We start from the raw sequence: 20,756 nt of genomic DNA on the forward strand, positions 1-20,756 counted from the left end.
GGGATCTGCTCTTCATCAGCTCTGCCGATCGGTTCGTAGGATCCTGTTGCGCAGCGACCAATTTGCTGAACGCAAAGAAGAATCTGGCGACGACACCCTCGTCCGATCCGCGCTCATCACGAAGCGCCTCTGCCGCCATAAGCGACCAGCTTCTTGCCTCAGCCATCCAGACGGTGCGGTTTGCCGCATCCTCGCTTGCGAGCTGCCGACAAAGTGCTGCGCGCGAACTCAGCTCGAATTGACTCATCATCGTCCCTCCCTGCCAGAAGCTCGATGTACGCGGTGAGAACTCTGCGTTGCGTGCCACGTCTCTGCAATTGACCTTCCGGTCATTGTACCAAGGGGCATGTCACAGCCACTGACCAAGCCGCGCGATACTACGCCAGGCGGTGTTGCGAAAATTCAGTTTGTTGATCTGGCTCAAGCGACGCCGCATTCGAACGCGGTGAACATTAGCCTGCTGCAGCGTGCGTGCGCTTACCAGTGAAGCGCCACCGATGCATCAGCAAGTGCTTCACCAGGGGCGCGCCGCGGCGGAAGCAACGGCGGCTCGATTTAGGCAGCCATGCCCATGCAGGTCGCATTTCTTCGCCAATCCTGCCGCCGTGGCCCGTTGCTTGCCAGACGAAGGTCTGCGGCGGCAATGGCGCCGACAATGCCCATCTCGCGATATCTGGTCTATGTCGGCGGTGCGTTGCTCGCGATGCTCTTCGTTGTGGACGCCCTGGTGCAGGATCGGCCTGCCATCCACGGTGGAGCTGCGCGCTCCGCGACCATCCGCATCCATTCCGATTGGAAATTGCCCGAGCGGGTCGTTCTCGACACTAGCCTGCCGACGATCGTCGCAACCGACATCGCCAAGGTCGAGCCTGGTGCCCTGCCGGGCGCCGACCTCTCACAGAGGCGCGCTCGCGAGGCCTTCGCTCAGCTAGGAGCAGCCGATGCCGAACGACCGCCGGCGCGTCCGTCGACAAAAGCTGATGTGAAGCCGCAGCGTCAAAACAAAAGTGCGCGGAGGCACATCGAAAAAAATATCCGCCTCGTCGCGCGGCCGCCGCAGTACGGCTGGTTTGGCAACCAGGTTTGGTGAGCGTCTCCGATCGTCGCATCTTCGGCGTGGGGCGCCTGCCATCGATACTATCAACGAGTGCACGTCGAGGGATTGCCCAATCAAATGTCCTTCAAGATCGGGAGTAACTGACATGAGTGAAACGTCAAGGTTTGAACGGTTAGATCGTCGCGGGGCTCTTTCATTGCCCGGATGGGCCGCTGTACTCGGATTGGCGGCACCCGGCACGGTGCTGTTAGGAACAGAAGCGCCGGCGCAGACGATCGGCATGGAGCGACGCCAGGAGAGGCGGGGAGCCCGCCACGAGCGACGTCAGGAACGGCGCACGGGCCGGACTGAACGCCGCCAGGAAAGGCGTTCAGGGCGCACGGAGCGCCGTGAAGAGCGGCGCAACTAGGACGTCAACATGCTCTCACCGATCATCGCTCGCCGGCAGAAGTCTGCTTGATCGCGATCCGGAAGCTGGCGGATGCCGCAGACCTGCTACGTCACATTCGAGGTGCACAAGCGTGGGACCTTGCCGAAGCGGCGAAGTCCACGGGAGACACGCACATTCGAGAGCGAAGCCGAGGCGCGGGCTTTCGCGCGAGAGAAATTCAATGAGGGATTGATCGTGTTTGCAGGCACGCTCAATCCCTTTTTGCCACGACGGCTGATTCCCTCGAGCGACATTCCGTCCTGGATAGAGCAAGACCGAGGCGGCGAGGTTGGCGGCCACGATGACAAGCGCGAACCGGAGAAATAGGCAGCATGTCTTGGTGCTTCATGCCGATGTCACGTTCGAAATGTCTTGAGTGTTGCCATTATGGCACGTGGAGTTTGTGCCCTCGCCCGTAGAGTTTCAGCTGGAAGTTGGGGGATGATCGCAGGGCAACAAGCCACCGTTCGAGCAATCAAAAAGCGGCCGGCAAGGAGAGCATGATGAAAAGACTTCTGCTGACAACCATTGGCGTGGTGACGCTGGCCATGGGACCCGCCATGGCTGCCGATATGGCCGTGAAGGCGCCGCCCCCGGCACCGATCATTCCGATCTACAATTGGACGGGGCTCTACATCGGCGGCAATGGTGGCTGGGCGCAGAACCACAGCTGCGTCGATTTCCTTGACGCGGCCGGCGTCGCCGTCGCTTCCGGCTGCCGCGATCGTTCCGGTGGTGTTATCGGTGGCCAGCTTGGTTATCGCTGGCAGGCCAGCCAGTGGGTGTTTGGTCTGGAAGCTCAGGGCGATTGGGCGGATCTCAGCAATCAGCGCGTCAGCCTGTTCGATCCAACGCTCTCCACGCGCGCCAAAACCAGCGCTATCGGCCTCTTCACCGGCCAGATCGGCTACGCCTGGAATGCGTCACTGCTCTACGTGAAAGGCGGCGCTGCGGTGACAGACAATCGCCTCAGCGTACTTGATACTGCGACCGGCGCCGAGCTCGCGGCGCAAAGCGCAACCCGCTGGGGTGGTGTCATCGGTGTCGGATTCGAGTATGGCTTCACGCCGAACTGGTCGGTGGGTCTCGAATACGACCATCTGTTCATGGGGCACCGGAATAATTCGTTTACGGTCGCTGATCCGCGACTTGCTGCTTTCGTGAACGATCGGATCACCCAGGACGTGGATATGCTCACCGTGCGCTTCAACTACCGGTTTGGCTGGGGCAGCAATCCGGTCGTCGCGAGGTACTGAACTTTCCTGGTCTGATGTCTTCAGGAGGCCGGCAGCGACGCCGGCCCTCATTTTTGCGCTTTGGCGCGTCCTATCCTCGGCGCCTGCCAACGCGATCGACCGGACCGCCGCGATTGGTCGGTGTGCCGGGCCGCACTGCTTCTCGTGCGCCAGCGCGCGCGACAGGACGCACCCCCAGGACGACGCCCGGTCTTGCAACGCAATGCGCGGGATAGTCCACGTATTGGCAGTATGCGACGGCGTTGGCGCTCCCAGAACTCGTGAAGACGAACCCGACCGTCATCAATGCAACTGCTAATGCGATGGATGGCTTCATTTTTGGCCTCCTGTTTTTGGAGCCGTAGTGGAAGCCTGCGCGTTGCGGACGTTACCGGCAAAACGGTTCGTCTGCCGCGAGAATCGTCCGATGCGGCTCTCGCGCCATAGAATGTCGATCGCTCAAAACTGTTCGTGCTGGAGCGGTTGGATTCCGTCGAGCGGCCGGGTTGCTCGGGCGATCGAATACACTCGGTTTCCTTACACGATGTCTTCCAATGATAGCCTGATCGAGGAGGAAGGATTGCTGTTGCGGGCCGCCGATCTCATCGGTCAGCTCGGCGATCCCAACTACCTGAAGAAGTCCAACGCGCTGTTCTACGAATTCGAGGAGATCGGCCTCAACAGGACCTTGGGCTACGCGACGCCAGCGGACATCGTTTACAAATATCCGCCATTCTATTGGAGTAACGTAGCTCCCCAGATCCAGCCGGCGATACGTCATCTCAACGTGACGTCCCGAGGCCGGCAATGGATAGCGAGTCTCTACGGCAACATATTTCGGGCCGAGCGCGAGCTGACTCTGTCTGGACCTCAGCCCTAGAAGAGGCTCGACGCTTGATCTGGATCAAGCGTGCGGCGTGAGAGCAGGGGCTAGTTCGCCTCAGCATGCGCGGCATGGCTGAAGGCGCGTCCGTGAAAACACTCCGTCAGATATTCTCCGGAGACGAGATCATCCAGCTTCTGATCCGACTCGGATTGCTGGGGCTGCTGCTCGTCTGGGCGCTCCTCCTGGTCCGTCCATTCATCCCCATTTTGGCCTGGAGTGTCGTGCTTGCTGCTGCGCTGAACCCGGCGTTTCGGCGCCTCAGCGACATTCTCGGCGGACGGCCGAAGCTTGCGGCGACGATCCTCACGCTCGTGAACCTGGCTGTGGTGATCGGACCGGCGACCTGGCTGGGCATGGGCGCGGTCGACGGGATCACCGATCTTGCCGCCCAGGTGACGGCCGGTGAATTGCATGTGCCTTCGCCGCCGCAGTCGCTCAAAGAGTGGCCAGTCATCGGGCCTCAGCTCTTCGATCTCTGGGATCAGGCGACGACCAACCTCCGGTCGCTCTTGCGCGCGGTCGTGCCCTATTTGAAGCCATTCGCGTCCACCTTGCTTGGGTTTGCCGGCAATGCTGGTGTGGGAACGGTCAAGTTTCTGCTGTCGGTGGCGGTGGCCGGCGTGCTGTTTCCGTATGGACCTCAGCTCGTGGCCGCAGGGCGCAGCTTTCTGTCCCGCATCGTGCCGGACCAAAGCGAGCATTTTCTGGACCTGGCAGGAGCCACGATCCGTGCGGTGGCTCAAGGCGTGATCGGCGTTGCCATCATCCAAGCCTTGCTGGCGGGAATAGGTTTCAAGCTCGCCGGCATCGCCAGCGCGGGCCTTCTTGCTTTCGTGGTGCTGTTGCTGTCGATCGTGCAGATCGGCGGGACCATCGTCATCCTGCCGGTCATCATCTGGATATGGACCGACAAGGAATTCCCGATCGCGCTCCTACTGACGGTGTTTCTCGTGATCGTGTCGGTGCTCGACAATATCCTGAAGCCGCTCGTCATGGGGCGCGGCCTGACCACGCCAGCGCTGGTCATCCTGATCGGGGTGATCGGCGGAACTCTCTTCCACGGAATCATCGGCCTCTTCATCGGACCGATCATTCTGTCTGTCGTCTGGGAGTTGACAGTCGCCTGGATCCGCGCTGAACGGGCTGCGCCCGCACAGCTGGCAATCGAGCGTTGACCTCGATGAGCTCGATGGAAGCTCTCGGGTGAAGATACGACGACCGGTCGGAGATGGTGGTGGATATGCCTGGCTCGCCCGCTGACGTTGCTCGGACCATCAGAGTCGATGCGGGGCGTCGGCATGCTGCAAAATTTGCGGTGTGAGTGCCATGGACACCATCCTTGTCATCAATGCCGGCTCCTCTGATCTCCGATTCCAGATCTACTCTGTCGAAGGAGAAGGCAGGCTACGGCAACGGCTCAAGGGGCAGATGGACGGCATCGGGCGCTGTCCGCGCTTGCGGGCGAGCAAGGCTGGCGGTGGTCCGCTCGCCAATCGCGCTTATCCAGTCGAAACAGTGCCGGATGTTGCGGCTGCGATGGACATCACCAGCACCTGGTTGCGGGACGAGCTTCATATAAATCCGATTGCAGTCGGGCACCGCGTCCTTCACGGCGGTCCAGAGCATGACCGCCCCGTCTTAATCGATCATGAAGTCATGGCCCGCCTGGAGCGGTTGACCAGGTCCGCACTTTTTGATCTGCCGCACAACTTGGCGCCAATCCGTTCCATTCTGGCGAATTTCCCGGCAATCCCGCAGGTCGCCTGCTTTGATGCCGCATTTCCCGGAACGCATGCCGCAGTCGCCGACCATTCTGCGGTTTCTCCGGCGAGCCGCATTCCGGTCCATGTCATCCCCTCCGACGAGGATCTTATGATCGCCAGGCACACGCTGGCACTGCTGATGAAGGGTAGCCCGAGAGCGCCAAGCTGAGCGTCATGACCGGGCTCCTTGGTGGCCGGGGTGCGGGCAATGAGCGTACACGCCCGCGCCACGTTGATCTGCATCAAACGCCCGCATCATACCGCGGGCCGGATGGCAGCGCTGACCAACCAAACCCCGGCAGCGTCGGAGGGAGCTCGCGATGGCTGTCCAATTTCTGCTCGGCACTTTCATTAGCGTGATCAACATCATGATTCACGCGCTGGTGACCGTTGCAGCGATCGACATCGCCCGCAGCGCGGGATTGAAGCATACAATGCGGCCCCGATCTCACATGATGGCGGTGATGGTCACGATAGCTGTCATTTTGATGGTTGCACACACGGTCGAGGTTCTTGTCTGGGCGCTGGCTTACGCTCTGGTTGGTGCCGCGCCCGAGGGGAGCGAGTTGCTGTATTTCACCTTCGTGAACTACACCACGCTGGGCTACGGCGATGTCACGCCAGTGCAGGGATGGCGGCTGACGGGGCCGATGACTGCCATGAACGGCATTCTGATGTTCGGCTGGTCGACCGCAGTCCTGTTCGAGGTGTTACGCAAGACCCTTGAACATCTCTCGGCAATCGCGGCGCCCGGCTTCAATTCTGGAGATCATCAAGAGCTGCGAGCTGATGCCGGTCCAGGAGCATGATCTGCCGCTGGGTGTTGCCGATGAAGCCGAGGATGCCGAGGTCGTGAAGGCGGGACAGGGCGCGGGACACGGTCTCCAGGGTCAATCCGAGGTAGTCCGCGATGTCGCGCCGGGACATTGGCAGGGCCAGAATTCCTGCGGCCGTTAGCCGCGTATCCATCTCGAGCAGGAAGGCCGCCACCCGCTCCAGCGAGGTCTTGCGGCCGAGCAGCAGCATGTGATCTTCCGCATGCTGAAGGTTGTTGGTGGTCATGCTGAGCAGGTTTCGGGCAACCATGGCATCGCCTTCTGCGACGAGTTCGAGGCTCTGCCGTTTAACCAGGCGTACGGTCGTGTCGACGATCGCTTCCGTTGTGAATCTATGCTCGCTGCCGTTTTCGAGCCCGAAGATGTCGCCAACCAGGTGGAAGGCGCCGATCTGGCGACGCCCGTCTGACAGGAGCTTGTAGCTTCGCACGGCGCCTGATTTGACCTGATAGACGTATTCGGCCGGCTCTTTCTCGCCGTAGATTTCGGTGCCCTTTTTATAGGTAAATTCGTTTAAACTGATGATCGGATTTGAACTGGTATTCAGGCCAAGCTCGCGGAGTGAATGATGCCGCGAGGAAGCGTCGGCAGCGTTGCGAACCAGCATGGTCAACTCCCGAACTGGTGCTGACGCGATAATCGCGAGCAGCTTATTTCCGTCACCGGGAATACGGAGCCGCCGATAAATCACCCTTCCCGCAAAGGTTGTTTAAGCCAAAAGCAGGCTTTGCAGCCATTGTCTGTAGGTGCATTGTACCAAAGTACAGGGACGGCGATGGTGCGCTGGATGAGAAACCTGTCAGAACATCTGTCGGATTGCGCGGCGTAGGCTTACGTCGCGCATTCCGCCCGAAGTCGTGCCACTGCGGGCGGGCTGCTTTCATTGATGTTGACCGCGGGCTGCGAGGCGTCTTGAATTGCTTCTAAGGCTTGCGCGAGCGGTGGTGTTCTGCTTGCAAGAACAGGTCGGGAGGAAAACATTGCCTGGCTTCGTCTATGTGGTCGACGACGACCCATCGTTTCGCACCGCCATCCAGCGCGGCTCAAGCTTGCCGGCTATGAGGTTGTGACCTACGCGTCGGCGCAACAATTGCTCGAGGATCCCCCGGGCTCCGAACATCCGGGCTGCATCCTGCTCGACGTGCAGATTCCGGGCCTGAGCGGCCCTGAGTTGCAAGCGTGCCTCGCCCAACGACCTTCGCCGTTGCCGATCGTGTTCCTGACAGGGCATGCTGATACCGCAACGACTGTTCGCGCGATCAAGGCCGGCGCGGAAGACTTTCTGACCAAACCAGTATCTTCGGAACAGTTGATCGACGCGATCGAGCGCGCACTGGTTCGACAAGAGGTGGTGCGCGGCCAACAGGGCAAGCTGGATTCGTTTCGTGCTCGTTTGACGTCTCTGACGCGACGCGAGCGACAGGTCTTCGACCTCATCGTGCGCGGGAAGATCAATAAGCAAATCGCTTACGAGCTTGGAACCACCGAGCGCACCGTAAAGGCGCATCGGCACCAGGTGATGACAAAGATGCAGGTGCCGTCCTTGGCCGAGCTGGTCTCCGTCGCCGAGCGGCTCGGACTTCTGAGCTCGCAGCCGGCGTGAACCGTCGGACTGTTTGCGGTAGGTGACGTCAATCTCGCGATCAGACCTGTACGATAGGACAATACGAAATATTGTTGACAGATTCTGGCAACGACTGCCTAGTTGGCCGTTGGATTTGCGCAGGAACATTTGCGGCGCCTCGTCGTTGTGAGGCGGGTGCAGAGTGTTCGATGAGAAAGCTCACCCATTGTTTGCACGCAGGTCAATATACGTTGTGGATGACGATTCATCGATGCGGCGAAGCATGGAGCGGTTGCTGCGGAACCACGGCTTTACCGCGGTTGTTTTCGAGTCCGCCGGTGCATTGCTTAGTCATGGCCACCTCGAAGACGCGTGCTGCCTCGTGCTGGACGTCAATCTGAACGGCGAGTCGGGTATCGCCCTGCGGCGCAAGCTGGCAAGTGACGGCGCTAAGGTGCCTGTCGTCTACATCACGGGCAACGACAGCCAGGCAAATCAGGCGGCCGCGATCGATTCCGGCTGTGCGGCCTATTTGAGCAAGCCCTTCGCGGCCAGCGAGCTGATCGCAACGGTTGAACGCGCCTGCGCCAAGAGCGCTTGAGTTGTTCTCACCTGCTCACTCCTCGATGTCCTGCTCCAGGATCTGTGCAGGCGCGCCTTTGTGAGCCGGGCCGAACTGTGCCAGCGGCAATGACGTCGTCAGAGACAGAAGGTTGGAGTCGGTGACCTCAAGGACGAGAGCCGTGCCGGCATCCATGTCGTTGATGAACTTGGGATCGGCTGCGTCGGCGGCAATGCAGGTATTGCTCAGGCACCAGGTGTAAGGCAATGACTGGACGTTGGCCCCGTCGATCGTCAGCTTGACCGGCTTCTGCAGATACATGCCGACGGGAACAAACACTTGTAGGCGCGCAATGGGGTCGCCGTCACGCTCGATGAGGTCCACGCGGATTGCCATCTGACCCGTAGCAAACCGCCCCGTGATCGAGGTTCGGCACAGCATCGGCGTTCCTGCAGGCCGTACGCAAAGCTTTGTCCAGCCGCCATAGGTGATGTCCTTGGCTTCGCGCTGCCCGCGAGGTGCGATTTCGGCGGACTTTACCTCTGGGGTCGGCTTTGGCGCGGCTATATTCTGCGCTGAAGCTGGTCGGGCAACAGCCGCCGCGAACAATATCGACACGCAGACGAGCGCACGCCCGGACAAAAGCACTGAAGTTGCGTCGATCATGTTCTGCCTCCAGGCGCCAGCTCTGCGGCTATTTCTGCGCGTCAAGGAATCGTTCGACGAGCGGTGCCCACATCGGAATCGTGTAGGGCAAGCCGATGAGGAAATGTCCGTCGCTGACGGGCCGAACCACATAGGCGAACATAGGTAGCGGCAGTGGCAAGGCCCAGACCTCTTCCTGGATACGAACATTGTGGTCGGCGCCTCCCGGGGCTAGAAAGCAGGCCAGGATGCTCAATGCCGCGGCGAAGTAGGTCACTGTCGAAGCATGCCGCAGGTTCACGCGCGCCTCCTTCAGCCGGCGAAAGTGCTGGCCACGATGATCGGTCCAAGCACGGTGAGCACAACGTTGCCGACAGCGTAAGGCACGGCGACTCCGAGGACGGGGGTTTGGCTTTCTGCAACTTCGCAGGCGCCGGTCACGGCGGCGTCGACCGTCATGGCGCCGGCCAGCGCTCCGCAAATGATGACCGGGTTCATGCGGAGCACGCGATGGGCAAACAGGGTGGTCACGATCAGCGGCACCAGCGTGACGACCAGGCCCATGCCGACCAGTAACAAGCCGTGCGACTGGATCGCGACCCAGGCCGCGTGGCCGTTGCCGAGCCCGATCGCGGCGATGAAGCCGCCGAGCCCGAGGTCGCTCAGCGTCTGCTGCGCTGCGGGAGGCATTGCACCCATCGTCGGCCGCCGAGAGCGCAGCCAGCCGCAGAAAAGCCCTGCAATCAGGGCGCCGCCGCCACCTCCCAACGTCAGGGGCACAGACCCGATCTTGACGCTCACGAGACCGGCAAGCAGACCTATGGCAATGCCTGCGGCAAGGAATGCGATGTCGGTACGGTCTTCGGAGCTCAGGATCTGTCCAACCTGCGAGGCGGCGCGCTCGATGTTGCGGGTGCTGCCGACCAGCGTCATGACATCACCGACATAGACGCGGGTCTCCGCGCTCAAGGGGACCTCGCGTCCCATCCGCGTCAAGGTGCGCAGGAACACGCCGCGCGCGGCGTCGCCGACGCGGTCGGCCACGTCCTTGACGGAGCGGCCGTGGAGCTTGCGATTGTCGACGAGGACGTCGACCACATTGCCTGGAAGAGCCTTCAGGATCTCGTCGGCGTCGATTTCGGTGCCAACAATCGGCTTTGCGGCGACAATGGCCGCCGTGCGACCCGCGATGACGATGTCGTCGGCCGCTTCAAGAACCGTGTCACGATGCGGCTCGACGTCAGCTCCCCCGCGCACGATCCGCTCGATTACACTGCGGCTGCCGATCTCGTCTTCGACGGCGCCGACCGTGCGTCCCGCCGCTGCCGACACCCGGTACGCGCGCGCCTGGAACTTTCGATAATGCAGATTTTCGGTCTGCGGCGGGTTTCCTCCTGACAGCTCCGCTTCCAGCTTCGCAGCCTCCGCCTTCAAATCGATCCGCATCAATTTCGGCGCGACAAAGGGTACGAACAGAAGCGTGAGGATGTAACCAAGGACGTACGTCACCGCGTATCCGGCGGCGATATTCGCCTCCTGCTGCTCCAGCACGTCCTTGGCGAGCCCGAGTTGGGCCAGCGCGCCGGACGCGGTGCCGATCACCGAAGATTGCGTCAGGGCTCCCGCAGCGAGCCCCGAAGCGGTGCCGGGACCGAGTGCGAATGCCTTGGCAAATATGAGAACGATGACAAGCCCGGTGCCGCCAAGCACGAGCGCGAGGGCGACCTGCGCCAAGGTCCGGATGCTCAGAGAAGCAAAGAACTCTGGCCCCGACCGGTACCCGATCGTGAATACGAACAGGCTGAAGAGGATGACTCTCAGTAGCGCTGGAAATGTGAAGGTGCCGAGCTGCCCGATCAGGACCGCCACGATGAGCGTGCATGCGGTGGTGCCGATCGAAAATCCAAAAATACGGACGCGGCCAAGGATGGTGCCGAGCGCGACCGACAGCAGCAGGAAGATTTCCGGCGCGGCAGAGATGATCCACCTGACGGTAATCATGGCGCATTGCCTCCAGTAGTTAGGGGCCAATCTCGTTGCCGAAAGCTGGCGACAGTTGATCCAGATCAATCCTGGTCGGCGGCAAGCTCGCTTCTTGTGGAGCCTCAAGAGTCAAAGCCGACCTTCGGACATGAGCACGATGGATACTGCCGCTGCTTCGTCGATACGCCGCGACGAAACGGTGCCGATTGCGCTGCTGCTTGCCTTCGCCGGGGGCTATATCGACGCCTTTACGTGGATCATCCACGGCGTGATGGCCAATGCCCAGACCGCAAACCTTGTGCTGTTGTGGGTTTATGGCTCGATCGGAAATTGGACGAAGGCGCTGCACTTCGTTCCGCCGATCCTTGCATTCGCCGCCGGTATCCTGGTCGCTGCATGGCTGCGACGGGCAACCGGAGCGCGCGCCAGCGCGATCGGTACGCTGATCGAAATCCTGCTGCTGGTTACTATCGCCATCCTGCACAATCGCCTGCCGGATCTTGCGGGAACGCTTGGCATTTCCTTCGTCGCCGCCGTACAGAGCGCCGTCTTCACGAGGGTCGAAGGCGTGCTCTACAGCTCCGTCATGATCACGGGCAACATGCGGCAGGCGATTGAAGGTGTGTTTGCTGTAGCGTCTGGCGAGGGGGCGCTACGGCTCCCCGGCATTTTCGTTGTCTTGTGTATCACGTTCGGCCTCGGCGCGGCTCTTGGCGCCTTCGCGACCAAGCAGATCCCGAATTTGGCGCTCGGTGTCCCCGTGATCGCGCTGCTGGTTGTGCTGTTGCGTTGCGAAAGTCCAGGCGAGGAGGCCAGCTCATGACCTCATCCAACCGCAGATCGCGCTGGACTTTCCTGTTTCCGCCGGCGACATGGTTGGCGCAGTACCGTAGCGCTTGGCTGCGTTCGGACGCCATCGCCGGCATTACGCTTGCGGCGTACGCCCTCCCTGTGTCACTTGCCTATGCGACGCTGGCGGGCCTGCCGCCTCAGATCGGCATCTACGGCTACATGCTCGGCGGCATCGGCTATGCGCTGCTGGGGTCGTCGCGCCAGCTTGCAATAGGTCCAACCTCGGCGATCTCGCTGATGATTGCGGCGACCGTCGGGACGCTGGCCGGCGGAGACGCGGCGAAATATGCCGAGATCGCGAGCCTGGCCGCCTGCGCGGTGGCGCTGCTGTGCCTGATCGCCTGGTTGTTCAAGCTCAGCGTTCTCGTCCGCTTGGTGAGCGACAGTATCCTGGTCGGTTTCAAGGCCGGCGCGGGACTTACCATCATGATGAGCCAGTTGCCGAGCCTGTTCGGCGTTGCCGGAGGCGGTCACAATTTTTTCGATCGCGCCATCAAGCTCGCGGGTCAGCTCGGCGGCATCAATTGGCTGGTTCTGGCGATCGGAGCCCTCGCTCTCTTGTCCCTGCTTGTGGGAGAGCGGTGGCTGCGGGGAAAGCCGGTCGGGCTCACGATCATGGCGCTATCGATCATGCTGGCGACACTGCTTGGCCTTCCATCGCTTGGCGTGCCGGTGACCGGCAAAATTCCGGAGGGATTGCCGGCGTTTGGACTACCCAGCTTTGGTCTGTTGGAGCCGGACGAACTGTTCCCGCTGGCTGCGGGATGCGTGCTGCTGGCCTATATCGAAGGTGTCTCCGCCGCGCGCAGCTTTGCTGCCAAGCATGGCTATGCCCTTGATGTCCGTCAGGAGTTTTTGGGGCTTGGCGCGGCCAACCTCGTCGCCGCATTCGGCCACGGCTACCCCGTGGCGGGCGGATTGTCGCAATCTGCCGTCAATGACAATGCGGGCGCGCGCACGCCCCTGGCTCTGGTGATCTGTTCGACGACGCTGGCACTGTGCCTGCTGTTCTTCACGGGAGCCCTGACGAATCTGCCCAAGGCGGTGCTGGCGGCGATCGTCTTTGCTGCCGTTTACAGGCTGGTGGACATCCGCGCGCTGTTGCGGATGTGGCAGGTCAGCCGCATCGACTTTAACGCTGCGGCAATTGCGCTGGTATCCGTGCTGCTCCTGGGGATATTGCAAGGCGTTCTGCTGGCGGCGATTGCCTCGATTGTCCTGCTCCTGGCGCGAGCCTCACGTCCGAATGTCGCCTTCCTCGGCCGGCTCCCGGGCACCGGCCGCTACTCCGATGATGCGAGGCACGAAGGCGTCGAGCCATTGGTCGGTATCATCGCCTTTCGACCGGAAGCCTCGCTGCTTTACATCAATGCCGAAACAATCCTGGAAACAGTGTCGGATGCCTTGCTGAAGTCGTCCGATATCAGGCTGGTTGTCTGCGATCTCTCCGCTTCGCCCTACATTGATTTGGCTGGGGCGCGCATGTTGCACGACCTTCACGACAAGCTCGCCTCGGTCCATATCGCCTTCTGCATCGTCGGTGCACATGCACAATTGCGCGATCTGCTGCGGGCCGAGGGATTGGCGGAAAAGACCGACAGTGCGATTTGGCTTCGCTCGGTCGACAGCGTGCTCGGTGAAAGCAAGCAATCGTCTGATCCCATATCGGAGGATCCGGCCGGCGTGTTGGCCACCCGGCTCTGATCCGATCTCTCTCGCCTGCAATCGGAATCGGGCAACCACCTCGGACGATATTGCATCGCGAGGTGCTTCGGGTCTCTTCAAGATGCGCGTCCGTTGACTTGGATCAATAAACCGAGGTGAGCGGGCATCACGATCCGGCTGCGACCTCGCAAAGATCCGGAGAGAGACATGTCCAAGGACGCCAAGCCTGCAGAGAAGCGCATCGATCAGTTCATTTCCGGGCCCGGCGGACGGGCAGACAACTGGCGCGATCTGGTCGAAGCAGCCAAAGCATGGGCGCGCGGCGGCGACCGTGCGATGTTTGACGCGGCCCTGGCCGATCTCTCCGTGATAGAGGAGTTTCACGGCTATCCGGGGCTGCAGTTGATGGCGGCTTTGCGGGAAGCCGCCTCGGCCGGGGATGCGGCGGGTTCACTTGCTCTCGCGACGCGCATTACGCAGGCGTTGATGACGAGATCCTTCCGCCAGCTTGCCGGCGACTGGGATGCCAAGGACGACGGCGACGGTGATGCGCCCGAGCTTGTGCCGTCAACTTTCGGATCGCATGCAGCTCGGCGACCCTATTTCGAAACGCTGGTCGTCACCGGCGTCTCCTCCGAGAAGTGGCCAGCTCTCGCTGCCGAATGGCGCAAGTTGCGGCGTCCGGTCGATTCGTTCGTCTATGAGCCGGTGATCGTCGGAAGTCTGGAAGACGCCTTCTGCGCGACGATGCTCAACCCCAATATCGCCGCCGTCGTCATCAACGAGGGGTTCGCTCTGCGCTCGCGTCACGACGCGCCGGTATTGCGCACCATGACCGCCGCCGCGGGGATCAATGACGAGTCGGACGCGTCCGCGCTCCGGCTAGCCCACGTCATCAAGCGGGTACGTCCCGAGCTCGACATCTATCTGATGTCGAATCGCGACGTCGAGGAAATGGCGGGGAACCCCGAGGCCAATGTGGCTCGGCGGATATTCTACTCCATCGAGGAGCTCCTCGAGCTCCATCTCTCCATCCTCGAAGGGATCCAGGATCGATTCGATACGCCATTCTTCGACAACCTGAAGAAATACGCGCAACGCCCGATCGGCACGTTCCATGCGCTGCCGATCGCTCGCGGCAAATCTGTCTTCAGGTCGGACTGGATCCGCGACATGGGCGAGTTCTATGGCTTGAATCTGTTCCTGGCCGAAAGCAGCGCCACCACCGGCGGCCTCGACAGCCTGCTGGAGCCGACCGGCACCATCAAGAAAGCGCAGGACAAGGCGGCACGCGCGCTCGGCGCGGATCGCGTGTTCTTCGTGACCAACGGCACCTCGACCTCCAACAAGATGGCGGTGCAGGCGCTGCTCGGGCCAGGCGATATCGCGATCGTGGATCGCAACTGCCACAAGTCGCACCACTACGGCATGGTTCTGGCCGGCGCCCAGCCGATCTATGTCGAAGCGTTCCCGATGACCGAGTATTCGATGTACGGCGCGGTGCCGCTGCAGACCATCAAGCAGGCGCTGCTGAATGCGCGGGCAGATGGCCGGCTGGACCGCGTCAAGATGCTCGACCTGACCAACTGCACCTTCGACGGCCACATCTATAACACCCGCCGGGTGATGGAGGAATGCCTCGCGATCAAGCCCGATCTGATCTTCCTGTGGGATGAAGCCTGGTTCGGCTTTGCACGCTTCTCGCCGTTCCTGCGGCGGCGGACCGCGATGGGCGCCGCGAACGAGATCGAGGCCTGGATGCACGACCCGAAATCGGTTGCGGCTTACGAGAAGCAGCAGGCCGAGCTCGACAAGAATCCATCGGACGAGGTGCTGCTCAAGACCCGACTGATTCCCGATCCGCGTCAGATCCGCTTGCGCGTCTACCAGACCAACTCGACCCACAAGTCGATGTCGGCAATCCGGCAGGGCTCGATGCTGTCGGTCAAGGACGTCGAATTCCATACCGTCGAGCAACAGTTCAAGGAGGCGGTGTTCACGCACGCGTCGACCAGCCCGAACCAGCAGCTCATCGCGAGCCTCGACGTCTCGCGGCGTCAGATGGAGCTCGAGGGCTATGGTCTGGTAGCGAACGCGATCGAAATCGCGTTCGCGATCCGCAAAGCGGTCAACAACAATCCACTGATCTCGAAATACTTCCGGATTCTCGGTGCGGACGCGATGGTGCCGGCGCAATACCGCCAGAGCGGCTTCACCGACTATCTGGCCACCGGCACAAACTGGGCGAGTGTCCTGAAGAGCCTTGACGACGACGAGTTCTGCCTCGATCCGACCCGCATGACGTTGGTGTGCGGCACCGCCGGATACGACGGTACGCAGTTCAAGGGAATCCTGGCAAACGAGTACAACATCCAGATCAACAAGACCTCGCGCAATTCGGTGCTGTTCCAGTCCAACATCAACAATACCCGCAGCGATGTTGCGCATCTGGTGAGGGTGCTGGCCGAGATTGCGGGCGAGGTCGATCGTGGACTGGTTCAGGGTGGCGCCAATGCGAAGAAGACCTTCGAGGCGCGGGTCAAGAGCCTGATGACCGATGTGCCCGACCTGCCGAACTTCTCGCAGTTCCACGACAGTTTCCGTGGCGATGCCGGCACCAGGACCAATGAGGGCGATATCCGCAGCGGCTTCTACTCGGCCTACGACGCGGCGGGATGCGAATATATCCGGCTCGGCGATCCCGAGATCGACCGTCGCCTCAAGGCCGGTCCCGACCTCGTCTCTGCCAGTTTCGTGATCCCGTATCCGCCGGGCTTCCCGATCATGGTGCCGGGGCAGGTCATCACCCAGGAAACCATCGACTTCATGCGCAAGCTCGATGTGAAGGAAATCCACGGCTACGACGCCAAGGAGGGGCTGAAGCTCGTACGTGCCGAAGCCCTGGCGAAGATTGGCCGGCCCAAGCCCGGCGCCGCGCCGAAGCTGAAGGCGGCATCGTAATAAAGGGGACGGACATGCAGAGCTTTTTCACGTTCTTGCAGCAGAACCCGTTTCTGTTGCTGTTCTTCGTCGTTGGCCTCGCCGTCTGGATCGGCCGTGCCAGCATCAAGGGTTACGGCCTCGGCATGGTCGCCGGCGCCATCGTGGTGGGCGCAGCCCTTTCGGTTTGGGCGTCGGTCTACGGCGTGAAGCTTGAGCTGAACACGTTCGCCAAGAGTCTGTTCTACTATTTGTTCATGTATGGCGTCGGCTTACGTGTGGGACCGTCCTTCATCAACAGCCTGAAGGGCGACGGTCTCAAGTTCTGCATCCTGGCGCTGGTGTCGAGCGTTCTCGGTCTGGCGCTTGTCGTTATGCTTTCAAAGCTCTTTGCGCTGCCGATCGGCGCTGCCGGCGGCATGCTGGCGGGGTCGCAGACGATGTCCGCCGCGATCGGCTCAGCCGAGCAGGCCATCACCTCAGGTGTCGTCAAGCTTCCTGACGGCATGAAGCCCGAGGACGCGTCGGGCATGATCGCGCTGTCCTACGGCATTACCTATATCTGGGGCACAGTCGGCATCATCTTGATCTGCAAATACCTGCCGCGCTGGTGGGGCGTCGATGCCAAGGCGGCTGCCAGGCAATACGAGAAGGAATTTGGCGTCAAGGATCTCGAGGGTGGCGGCCTGACCGGCTATCGGCAGTTCGGCCTGCGCGCCTACCGGCTCGAAAATCCGGCCCAGGTCGGCATGAGCATCGCCAAATTCCGCACGATCAACCCGGAATACCGCATCGTCAACGTGGTGCGAGGCGGTCAGCCGTTGGGAGCCGATCCCGACGTCGTGCTGCAAAAGGGAGACCTCGTCGCGCTCGGTGGCGCGACCGAGCATCTGACCGACAAGATGGGACTGATTGGCCCTGAGGTTGCCGACGCCAAGGCGCTCGGCATTCCCATGGATCAGGCGGACATCCTGGTCACCAACAAGGAGATGGTCGGACGCACCTTCGAGTCCTTCCGTGAGACCGCGATTGCCGGCCAGCTGCAGGTCACCAAGGTCGAACGTGGCGGCGTGCAGATTCCGGCCGGTCTCAAGACGGAGTTGCAGCGGATGGACATCGTCTCGGTGGTCGGTATCAAGTCGGCCGTCAACGAGCTCGGCGAGGTGTGGGGACGCATTGCGCGGACCAACACTTCGACCGATCTGCTGACGCTCGCCGCCGGCATGATCATCGGCTTCCTGATCGGGATGATCGAATTTCCAGCCTTCGGCGCCAAGATCGGCCTCGGCAATGCCGGCGGACTGCTGCTGTCCGGCGTGATCGTCTCGTCGCTGGTCTCCCGACTGCGCTTCTTCGGCAACACACCGAACGCGGCGCGCAATGTGCTGGAGGATCTCGGCCTCGTGGTCTTCGTCGCCATCGTCGGCATCAATGCCGGCGCCGGGTTGTTGGCGCAGCTCACGGGTGCGGTCGCGTTGAAGATCTTCGTCGCTGGCTTCATCGCCTGCACGATCCCGCCGTTCGTCGTCTGGGCGATCGGCTTCCACGTCTTCAAGATCAATCCGGCCGTGCTGATGGGCGGCGTTGCCGGTGCGCGGTCGCACTCCGGTCCGTGCCGCGAAGCCGCGGTGGAAATCCAGAGCTCCGTGCCCTGGATCGGGTTCCCAGTCGGCTACGCCGTATCGGGCATTCTGCTCACCGTGTTTGGCTACTTCGCGATGATACTGGCTCAATAGATCGGCATAACAACCAGAGGAAACGAATCTCATGAGAAAAGTCGCCATCCGTGTCGCCTTGACTGCTCTGCTGATAAGTGCCGGCTTCAGCACGCCGTCGCAGGCAGAGACCGGCCAGGTCGCCGTGGTCTTCACCAAAGGCGGATTCATCGTCGGCGTCGGTGGCGGCGAGGGCGTTCTGCTGCTGCGGGGCCACAAATATCCCTTCACCGTCTCGGGCATGAGCGTCGGCTTCACAATCGGCGCCTCGACCACCAAGCTGGTCGGCCGCGCTCTTAACCTGAGGGGGCCGGAGTCGATCGAAGGCTCTTATGCTGTGGGCGGTGCGGGCGGTGCCGTCGCCGCCGGCGCAGGTGCCGTTCAGCTGCAAAACGGCAACGGCGTGATTCTGCAGCTTAGCGGGCCGAAGGTCGGTGCGGAGCTGTCAGCCGCTGTGGGGGGCGTGACGATAGCTTTGAAGCGGTAGAGCGGCAGTCGCGCCGCTTCGGCGGTCGCGGCGCTCTAGCTTGAATGGCGGCTGCTTCTCTCATGCACATAGGTCAGGGAAGCGGCCGCAACTCAGTGCCACGTTCGGGTGCCAACCGCGTTCCGCGAGGCATCGTCGAAAGCGGATCACGGCACCCATATCGAGGGAGGACATGCCATGCTTCGTTATCTTCTGGCTCTTGTTGCGGCCGTCGTTCTTCTCACGGCCACGCTCATTCCCGATGATGCCTATGCCCGCCGCGGAGGTGGCGGTGGTGGCTATCGTGGAGGTGGAGGGGGCATGCGCGCCGGAGGTTTTCATGGCGGCGCCGTTCACGCCGGACGGATCCATGGCGGAGGCGGGCGCCACTATGCAGGAGGTCCGCGGCCAAGCCATCCGATCGCCGGTCGTCCTGGCCGTCCAGGTTACCCCGTTGCGGGCCGTCCCGGTCGTCCGGTCGCCGGTTATCCCGGAGGCTATCCGCGATATGGCTATCGAGGCGCGGCTTACGGTGCCGCCGCCGTCGGTGCGGCCGCCGCGGGCGCCTACGGATACTACAACAACAACTACAATAACGGTTGTTATCAGGACACGTACGGCAATTGGGTCTGCCCCAACCAGTATCCGTATTGAAAGAATGCGCTGCTGACGGACCCAGCGAAGTCCGTCGGCAGCATCGATCTGACCGTCAACGATCGGACCGCGCCCGCCGTGCGGCCCGCGATCACTTCGTCAATATCGTTCCGCGACGAAGTTCATCCCGCGCAAGGGGGCCTGGTCATTGTAACGTCCCTTGTCGGAGCGCTTCGGCAGCTTCACCTTGTCCTTCTTGATCCGCTTGTGCGGGATAGCCTCCAGGATGTGCGCGATACAGTTCAGCCGCGCCCGCCGCTTGTCGTCGGACCGAATGATGTACCAAGGCGCGTCCTTCGTGCTCGTCTTCTTGAGCATCAGGTCGCGCGCGCGCGAATAATCATACCAGCGCTTGAAGGATTCGATGTCCATTGGGCTGAGCTTCCATTGCCGCACCGGATCGTCGATGCGGGCGTTGAAGCGGCGCTCCTGCTCGTCCAACCCGACCTCGAGCCAGATCTTGATCAGGATGATGCCGCCGTCGATGGCGTACTTTTCCATTTGCGGGCAGAGCGCGAGGAAACGATCGTGCTCGGCGGGCGAGCAGAATCCCATGACATACTCGACGCCGGCCCGATTGTACCAGCTCCGGTCGAAGATCACGATCTCGCCCCCGGCCGGAAACTGCTTCATGTAGCGCTGGAAGAAAAGCTGCGTCTTTTCGCGATCCGATGGCGCCGGCAGTGCCACCACCCGGAACACGCGCGGGCTGACCTTTTCCGTGATCGCCTTGATCGTGCCGCCCTTGCCGGCCGCGTCGCGGCCTTCGAACAGGACGATGACCCGAAGTCTATTTTCCTTCACATAATCCTGAAGATGGCAAAGCTCGATCTGGAGCTTTTCGAGCTCCTTCTCGTAGTCCTTGCGCTTCATCCGCTCTGTGGCTCGATCCTTCGCCATGCTGCTCCGCCTTCCGTCAATCCGGCCGAAACGTGATCAGTCGCCCCACGAAATGATGACGCCGATATCCCCGGGCACGCCGCCAGGAAAGTCGATGACCTGATAGCCGATCCGGTAGCCGCGCGGCTTGAGGTATTCGGTCCAGAGCTCGAATATCTCTTTTGGAATTCCCGTCAGCGTTTTCTCCCATCCTCCCTCCATCTGGTTGATGGCGCGGCCCTTGTCGGTGCACAGGGTGTTCGGGAAGCGGTAGACCTGCACCTCGGTCAGACCGTTGCGAACCGCGCGCTGGATGATGGTCGAGGCGAGCTTGATCTTCTCCTCCTCGGTCTTGCCGGACGGCTTGCTCAGCCGCTCGATCAGGGCGCGCTTCTCGGCTTCGGCGGCGGCGGCGAGGCGCACATATTCTTCGGCCTTTTTAGTGTCTTCGAGCGCCGCTTCCTTGCGGATTTGCGCGGCGTGGGGGATGAGATCATCGATGCCGGGCATGACTGACGAGCTCCTGGCTTGCTGTGGGGTAGAGTCAGGGCTAGGCTAGGTTCCGCGCCGTTCGGACCTTTGATTCATATCAATCAATTTCTCGCCTGCGTTGCCACGGTCGTT

At 61.6% G+C, this 20,756-nt stretch carries 19 protein-coding genes and 3 pseudogenes; 15 read left to right on the forward strand and 7 right to left on the reverse strand.

Annotation, left to right across the window (positions count from 1 at the left end; translation table 11 throughout):
* The first annotated feature begins 655 nt into the window (after nt 1-655).
* The 3 genes from IVB07_RS15290 to IVB07_RS15300 all read left to right on the forward strand — a co-directional run bounded on the left by IVB07_RS15290 (nt 656) and on the right by IVB07_RS15300 (nt 2,743).
* Complete coding sequence (locus IVB07_RS15290; protein ID WP_247371725.1) at nt 656-1,090, forward strand: hypothetical protein; 435 nt, start codon at nt 656-658, stop codon at nt 1,088-1,090.
* Between the two features lie 448 nt (nt 1,091-1,538).
* A complete protein-coding gene (locus IVB07_RS15295; protein ID WP_247362258.1) occupies nt 1,539-1,814 on the forward strand; it encodes a hypothetical protein in 276 nt (91 codons plus the stop codon).
* A 173-nt stretch (nt 1,815-1,987) separates the two neighbouring features.
* Entirely contained in the window at nt 1,988-2,743 is a 756-nt protein-coding gene (locus IVB07_RS15300) for an outer membrane beta-barrel protein (protein ID WP_247364656.1), read from the forward strand.
* 70 nt (nt 2,744-2,813) lie between these two features.
* Here the strand turns inward: IVB07_RS15300 and IVB07_RS15305 are convergent, their stop codons facing one another.
* On the reverse strand, nt 2,814-3,026 hold the full coding sequence (locus IVB07_RS15305; protein ID WP_247364660.1) for a hypothetical protein: 213 nt from the start codon (nt 3,024-3,026) through the stop codon (nt 2,814-2,816).
* 89 nt (nt 3,027-3,115) lie between these two features.
* Between IVB07_RS15305 and IVB07_RS15310 the strand changes: the two are divergent.
* From IVB07_RS15310 to IVB07_RS15325, 4 genes and pseudogenes are all read left to right on the forward strand, one after another.
* Nucleotides 3,116-3,602 (forward strand): annotated as a pseudogene (locus tag IVB07_RS15310) (metal-dependent phosphohydrolase); the annotation flags it as partial.
* A gap of 65 nt (nt 3,603-3,667) precedes the next feature.
* Complete coding sequence (locus IVB07_RS15315; RefSeq protein WP_247362260.1) at nt 3,668-4,783, forward strand: AI-2E family transporter; 1,116 nt, start codon at nt 3,668-3,670, stop codon at nt 4,781-4,783.
* 151 nt (nt 4,784-4,934) lie between these two features.
* A pseudogene (locus IVB07_RS15320) lies at nt 4,935-5,429 on the forward strand (acetate kinase); the annotation flags it as partial.
* 262 nt (nt 5,430-5,691) lie between these two features.
* Nucleotides 5,692-6,180 carry a potassium channel family protein gene (locus tag IVB07_RS15325; protein ID WP_247362262.1) on the forward strand — a complete coding sequence of 163 codons (489 nt, stop codon included), beginning with the start codon at nt 5,692-5,694 and terminating at the stop codon, nt 6,178-6,180.
* Here the strand turns inward: IVB07_RS15325 and IVB07_RS15330 are convergent.
* Nucleotides 6,128-6,814, reverse strand: coding sequence for a helix-turn-helix domain-containing protein (locus IVB07_RS15330; protein ID WP_247362263.1), 687 nt, complete (start codon nt 6,812-6,814; stop codon nt 6,128-6,130). The two genes, IVB07_RS15325 and IVB07_RS15330, sit on opposite strands and share 53 nt — an antisense overlap.
* A gap of 373 nt (nt 6,815-7,187) precedes the next feature.
* Between IVB07_RS15330 and IVB07_RS15335 the strand changes: the two are divergent.
* Both IVB07_RS15335 and IVB07_RS15340 read left to right on the forward strand, forming a co-directional pair.
* A pseudogene (locus tag IVB07_RS15335) lies at nt 7,188-7,810 on the forward strand (response regulator).
* Between the two features lie 214 nt (nt 7,811-8,024).
* Nucleotides 8,025-8,372, forward strand: coding sequence for a response regulator (locus tag IVB07_RS15340; protein WP_345956893.1), 348 nt, complete (start codon nt 8,025-8,027; stop codon nt 8,370-8,372).
* 15 nt (nt 8,373-8,387) lie between these two features.
* Here IVB07_RS15340 and IVB07_RS15345 read toward each other — a convergent pair whose 3' ends face one another.
* Genes IVB07_RS15345 through IVB07_RS15355 form a run of 3 tightly spaced genes read right to left on the reverse strand, consistent with a single transcriptional unit; the run spans nt 8,388 to nt 10,979 of the window.
* On the reverse strand, nt 8,388-8,999 hold the full coding sequence (locus tag IVB07_RS15345) for an invasion associated locus B family protein (RefSeq protein WP_247362265.1): 612 nt from the start codon (nt 8,997-8,999) through the stop codon (nt 8,388-8,390).
* 28 nt (nt 9,000-9,027) lie between these two features.
* Nucleotides 9,028-9,279: a hypothetical protein gene (locus IVB07_RS15350; RefSeq protein ID WP_247362267.1), complete on the reverse strand. Its 252-nt coding sequence runs from the start codon at nt 9,277-9,279 to the stop codon at nt 9,028-9,030.
* Nucleotides 9,280-9,290: 11 nt separating this feature from the next.
* Entirely contained in the window at nt 9,291-10,979 is a 1,689-nt protein-coding gene (locus tag IVB07_RS15355; protein ID WP_247362270.1) for a transporter, read from the reverse strand.
* Nucleotides 10,980-11,109: 130 nt separating this feature from the next.
* Here IVB07_RS15355 and IVB07_RS15360 point away from each other — a divergent pair, with 130 nt between their 5' ends.
* The 6 genes from IVB07_RS15360 (at nt 11,110) to IVB07_RS15385 (ending at nt 19,253) form a co-directional block, all read left to right on the forward strand.
* Nucleotides 11,110-11,784 carry a YoaK family protein gene (locus tag IVB07_RS15360; protein ID WP_247364666.1) on the forward strand — a complete coding sequence of 225 codons (675 nt, stop codon included), beginning with the start codon at nt 11,110-11,112 and terminating at the stop codon, nt 11,782-11,784.
* The gene (locus tag IVB07_RS15365) at nt 11,781-13,517 is read left to right on the forward strand and encodes a SulP family inorganic anion transporter (RefSeq protein WP_247362271.1); all 1,737 of its coding nucleotides are present in this window, start codon (nt 11,781-11,783) and stop codon (nt 13,515-13,517) included. The genes IVB07_RS15360 and IVB07_RS15365 overlap by 4 nt, the downstream gene beginning before the upstream one ends.
* Nucleotides 13,518-13,685: 168 nt before the next feature.
* On the forward strand, nt 13,686-16,439 hold the full coding sequence (locus IVB07_RS15370) for a decarboxylase (RefSeq protein ID WP_247362274.1): 2,754 nt from the start codon (nt 13,686-13,688) through the stop codon (nt 16,437-16,439).
* Between the two features lie 14 nt (nt 16,440-16,453).
* Entirely contained in the window at nt 16,454-18,154 is a 1,701-nt protein-coding gene (locus IVB07_RS15375; protein WP_247362277.1) for a transporter, read from the forward strand.
* A 31-nt stretch (nt 18,155-18,185) separates the two neighbouring features.
* Complete coding sequence (locus IVB07_RS15380; RefSeq protein ID WP_247362280.1) at nt 18,186-18,620, forward strand: hypothetical protein; 435 nt, start codon at nt 18,186-18,188, stop codon at nt 18,618-18,620.
* 177 nt (nt 18,621-18,797) lie between these two features.
* A complete protein-coding gene (locus IVB07_RS15385) occupies nt 18,798-19,253 on the forward strand; it encodes a hypothetical protein (RefSeq protein WP_247362282.1) in 456 nt (151 codons plus the stop codon).
* Nucleotides 19,254-19,352: 99 nt separating this feature from the next.
* Here IVB07_RS15385 and ppk2 read toward each other — a convergent pair whose 3' ends face one another.
* Both ppk2 and IVB07_RS15395 read right to left on the reverse strand, forming a co-directional pair.
* Entirely contained in the window at nt 19,353-20,153 is an 801-nt protein-coding gene (gene ppk2 / locus IVB07_RS15390; protein ID WP_247362285.1) for a polyphosphate kinase 2, read from the reverse strand.
* Nucleotides 20,154-20,189: 36 nt separating this feature from the next.
* Entirely contained in the window at nt 20,190-20,642 is a 453-nt protein-coding gene (locus tag IVB07_RS15395; RefSeq protein WP_247362288.1) for a hypothetical protein, read from the reverse strand.
* Between the last annotated feature and the right edge of the window lie 114 nt (nt 20,643-20,756).

Source organism: Bradyrhizobium sp. 172 (genome assembly GCF_023101065.1).
GTDB classification, from domain to species: domain Bacteria; phylum Pseudomonadota; class Alphaproteobacteria; order Rhizobiales; family Xanthobacteraceae; genus Bradyrhizobium; species Bradyrhizobium canariense_D.

Excerpts from the sequence above, each read along its gene's own strand:
- IVB07_RS15295 (WP_247362258.1), top strand. The coding sequence starts at position 1,539 with ATGCCGCAGACCTGCTACGTCACATTCGAGGTGCACAAGCGTGGGACC.
- IVB07_RS15375 (WP_247362277.1), top strand. The coding sequence starts at position 16,454 with ATGCAGAGCTTTTTCACGTTCTTGCAGCAGAACCCGTTTCTGTTGCTG.
- IVB07_RS15300 (WP_247364656.1), top strand. The coding sequence starts at position 1,988 with ATGATGAAAAGACTTCTGCTGACAACCATTGGCGTGGTGACGCTGGCC.
- IVB07_RS15365 (WP_247362271.1), top strand. The coding sequence starts at position 11,781 with ATGACCTCATCCAACCGCAGATCGCGCTGGACTTTCCTGTTTCCGCCG.
- IVB07_RS15330 (WP_247362263.1), bottom strand. The coding sequence starts at position 6,814 with ATGCTGGTTCGCAACGCTGCCGACGCTTCCTCGCGGCATCATTCACTC.
- IVB07_RS15315 (WP_247362260.1), top strand. The coding sequence starts at position 3,668 with ATGCGCGGCATGGCTGAAGGCGCGTCCGTGAAAACACTCCGTCAGATA.
- IVB07_RS15360 (WP_247364666.1), top strand. The coding sequence starts at position 11,110 with ATGAGCACGATGGATACTGCCGCTGCTTCGTCGATACGCCGCGACGAA.
- IVB07_RS15355 (WP_247362270.1), bottom strand. The coding sequence starts at position 10,979 with ATGATTACCGTCAGGTGGATCATCTCTGCCGCGCCGGAAATCTTCCTG.
- ppk2 (WP_247362285.1), bottom strand. The coding sequence starts at position 20,153 with ATGGCGAAGGATCGAGCCACAGAGCGGATGAAGCGCAAGGACTACGAG.
- IVB07_RS15345 (WP_247362265.1), bottom strand. The coding sequence starts at position 8,999 with ATGATCGACGCAACTTCAGTGCTTTTGTCCGGGCGTGCGCTCGTCTGC.
- IVB07_RS15370 (WP_247362274.1), top strand. The coding sequence starts at position 13,686 with ATGTCCAAGGACGCCAAGCCTGCAGAGAAGCGCATCGATCAGTTCATT.
- IVB07_RS15380 (WP_247362280.1), top strand. The coding sequence starts at position 18,186 with ATGAGAAAAGTCGCCATCCGTGTCGCCTTGACTGCTCTGCTGATAAGT.
- IVB07_RS15385 (WP_247362282.1), top strand. The coding sequence starts at position 18,798 with ATGCTTCGTTATCTTCTGGCTCTTGTTGCGGCCGTCGTTCTTCTCACG.
- IVB07_RS15305 (WP_247364660.1), bottom strand. The coding sequence starts at position 3,026 with ATGACGGTCGGGTTCGTCTTCACGAGTTCTGGGAGCGCCAACGCCGTC.
- IVB07_RS15290 (WP_247371725.1), top strand. The coding sequence starts at position 656 with ATGCCCATCTCGCGATATCTGGTCTATGTCGGCGGTGCGTTGCTCGCG.
- IVB07_RS15395 (WP_247362288.1), bottom strand. The coding sequence starts at position 20,642 with ATGCCCGGCATCGATGATCTCATCCCCCACGCCGCGCAAATCCGCAAG.
- IVB07_RS15325 (WP_247362262.1), top strand. The coding sequence starts at position 5,692 with ATGGCTGTCCAATTTCTGCTCGGCACTTTCATTAGCGTGATCAACATC.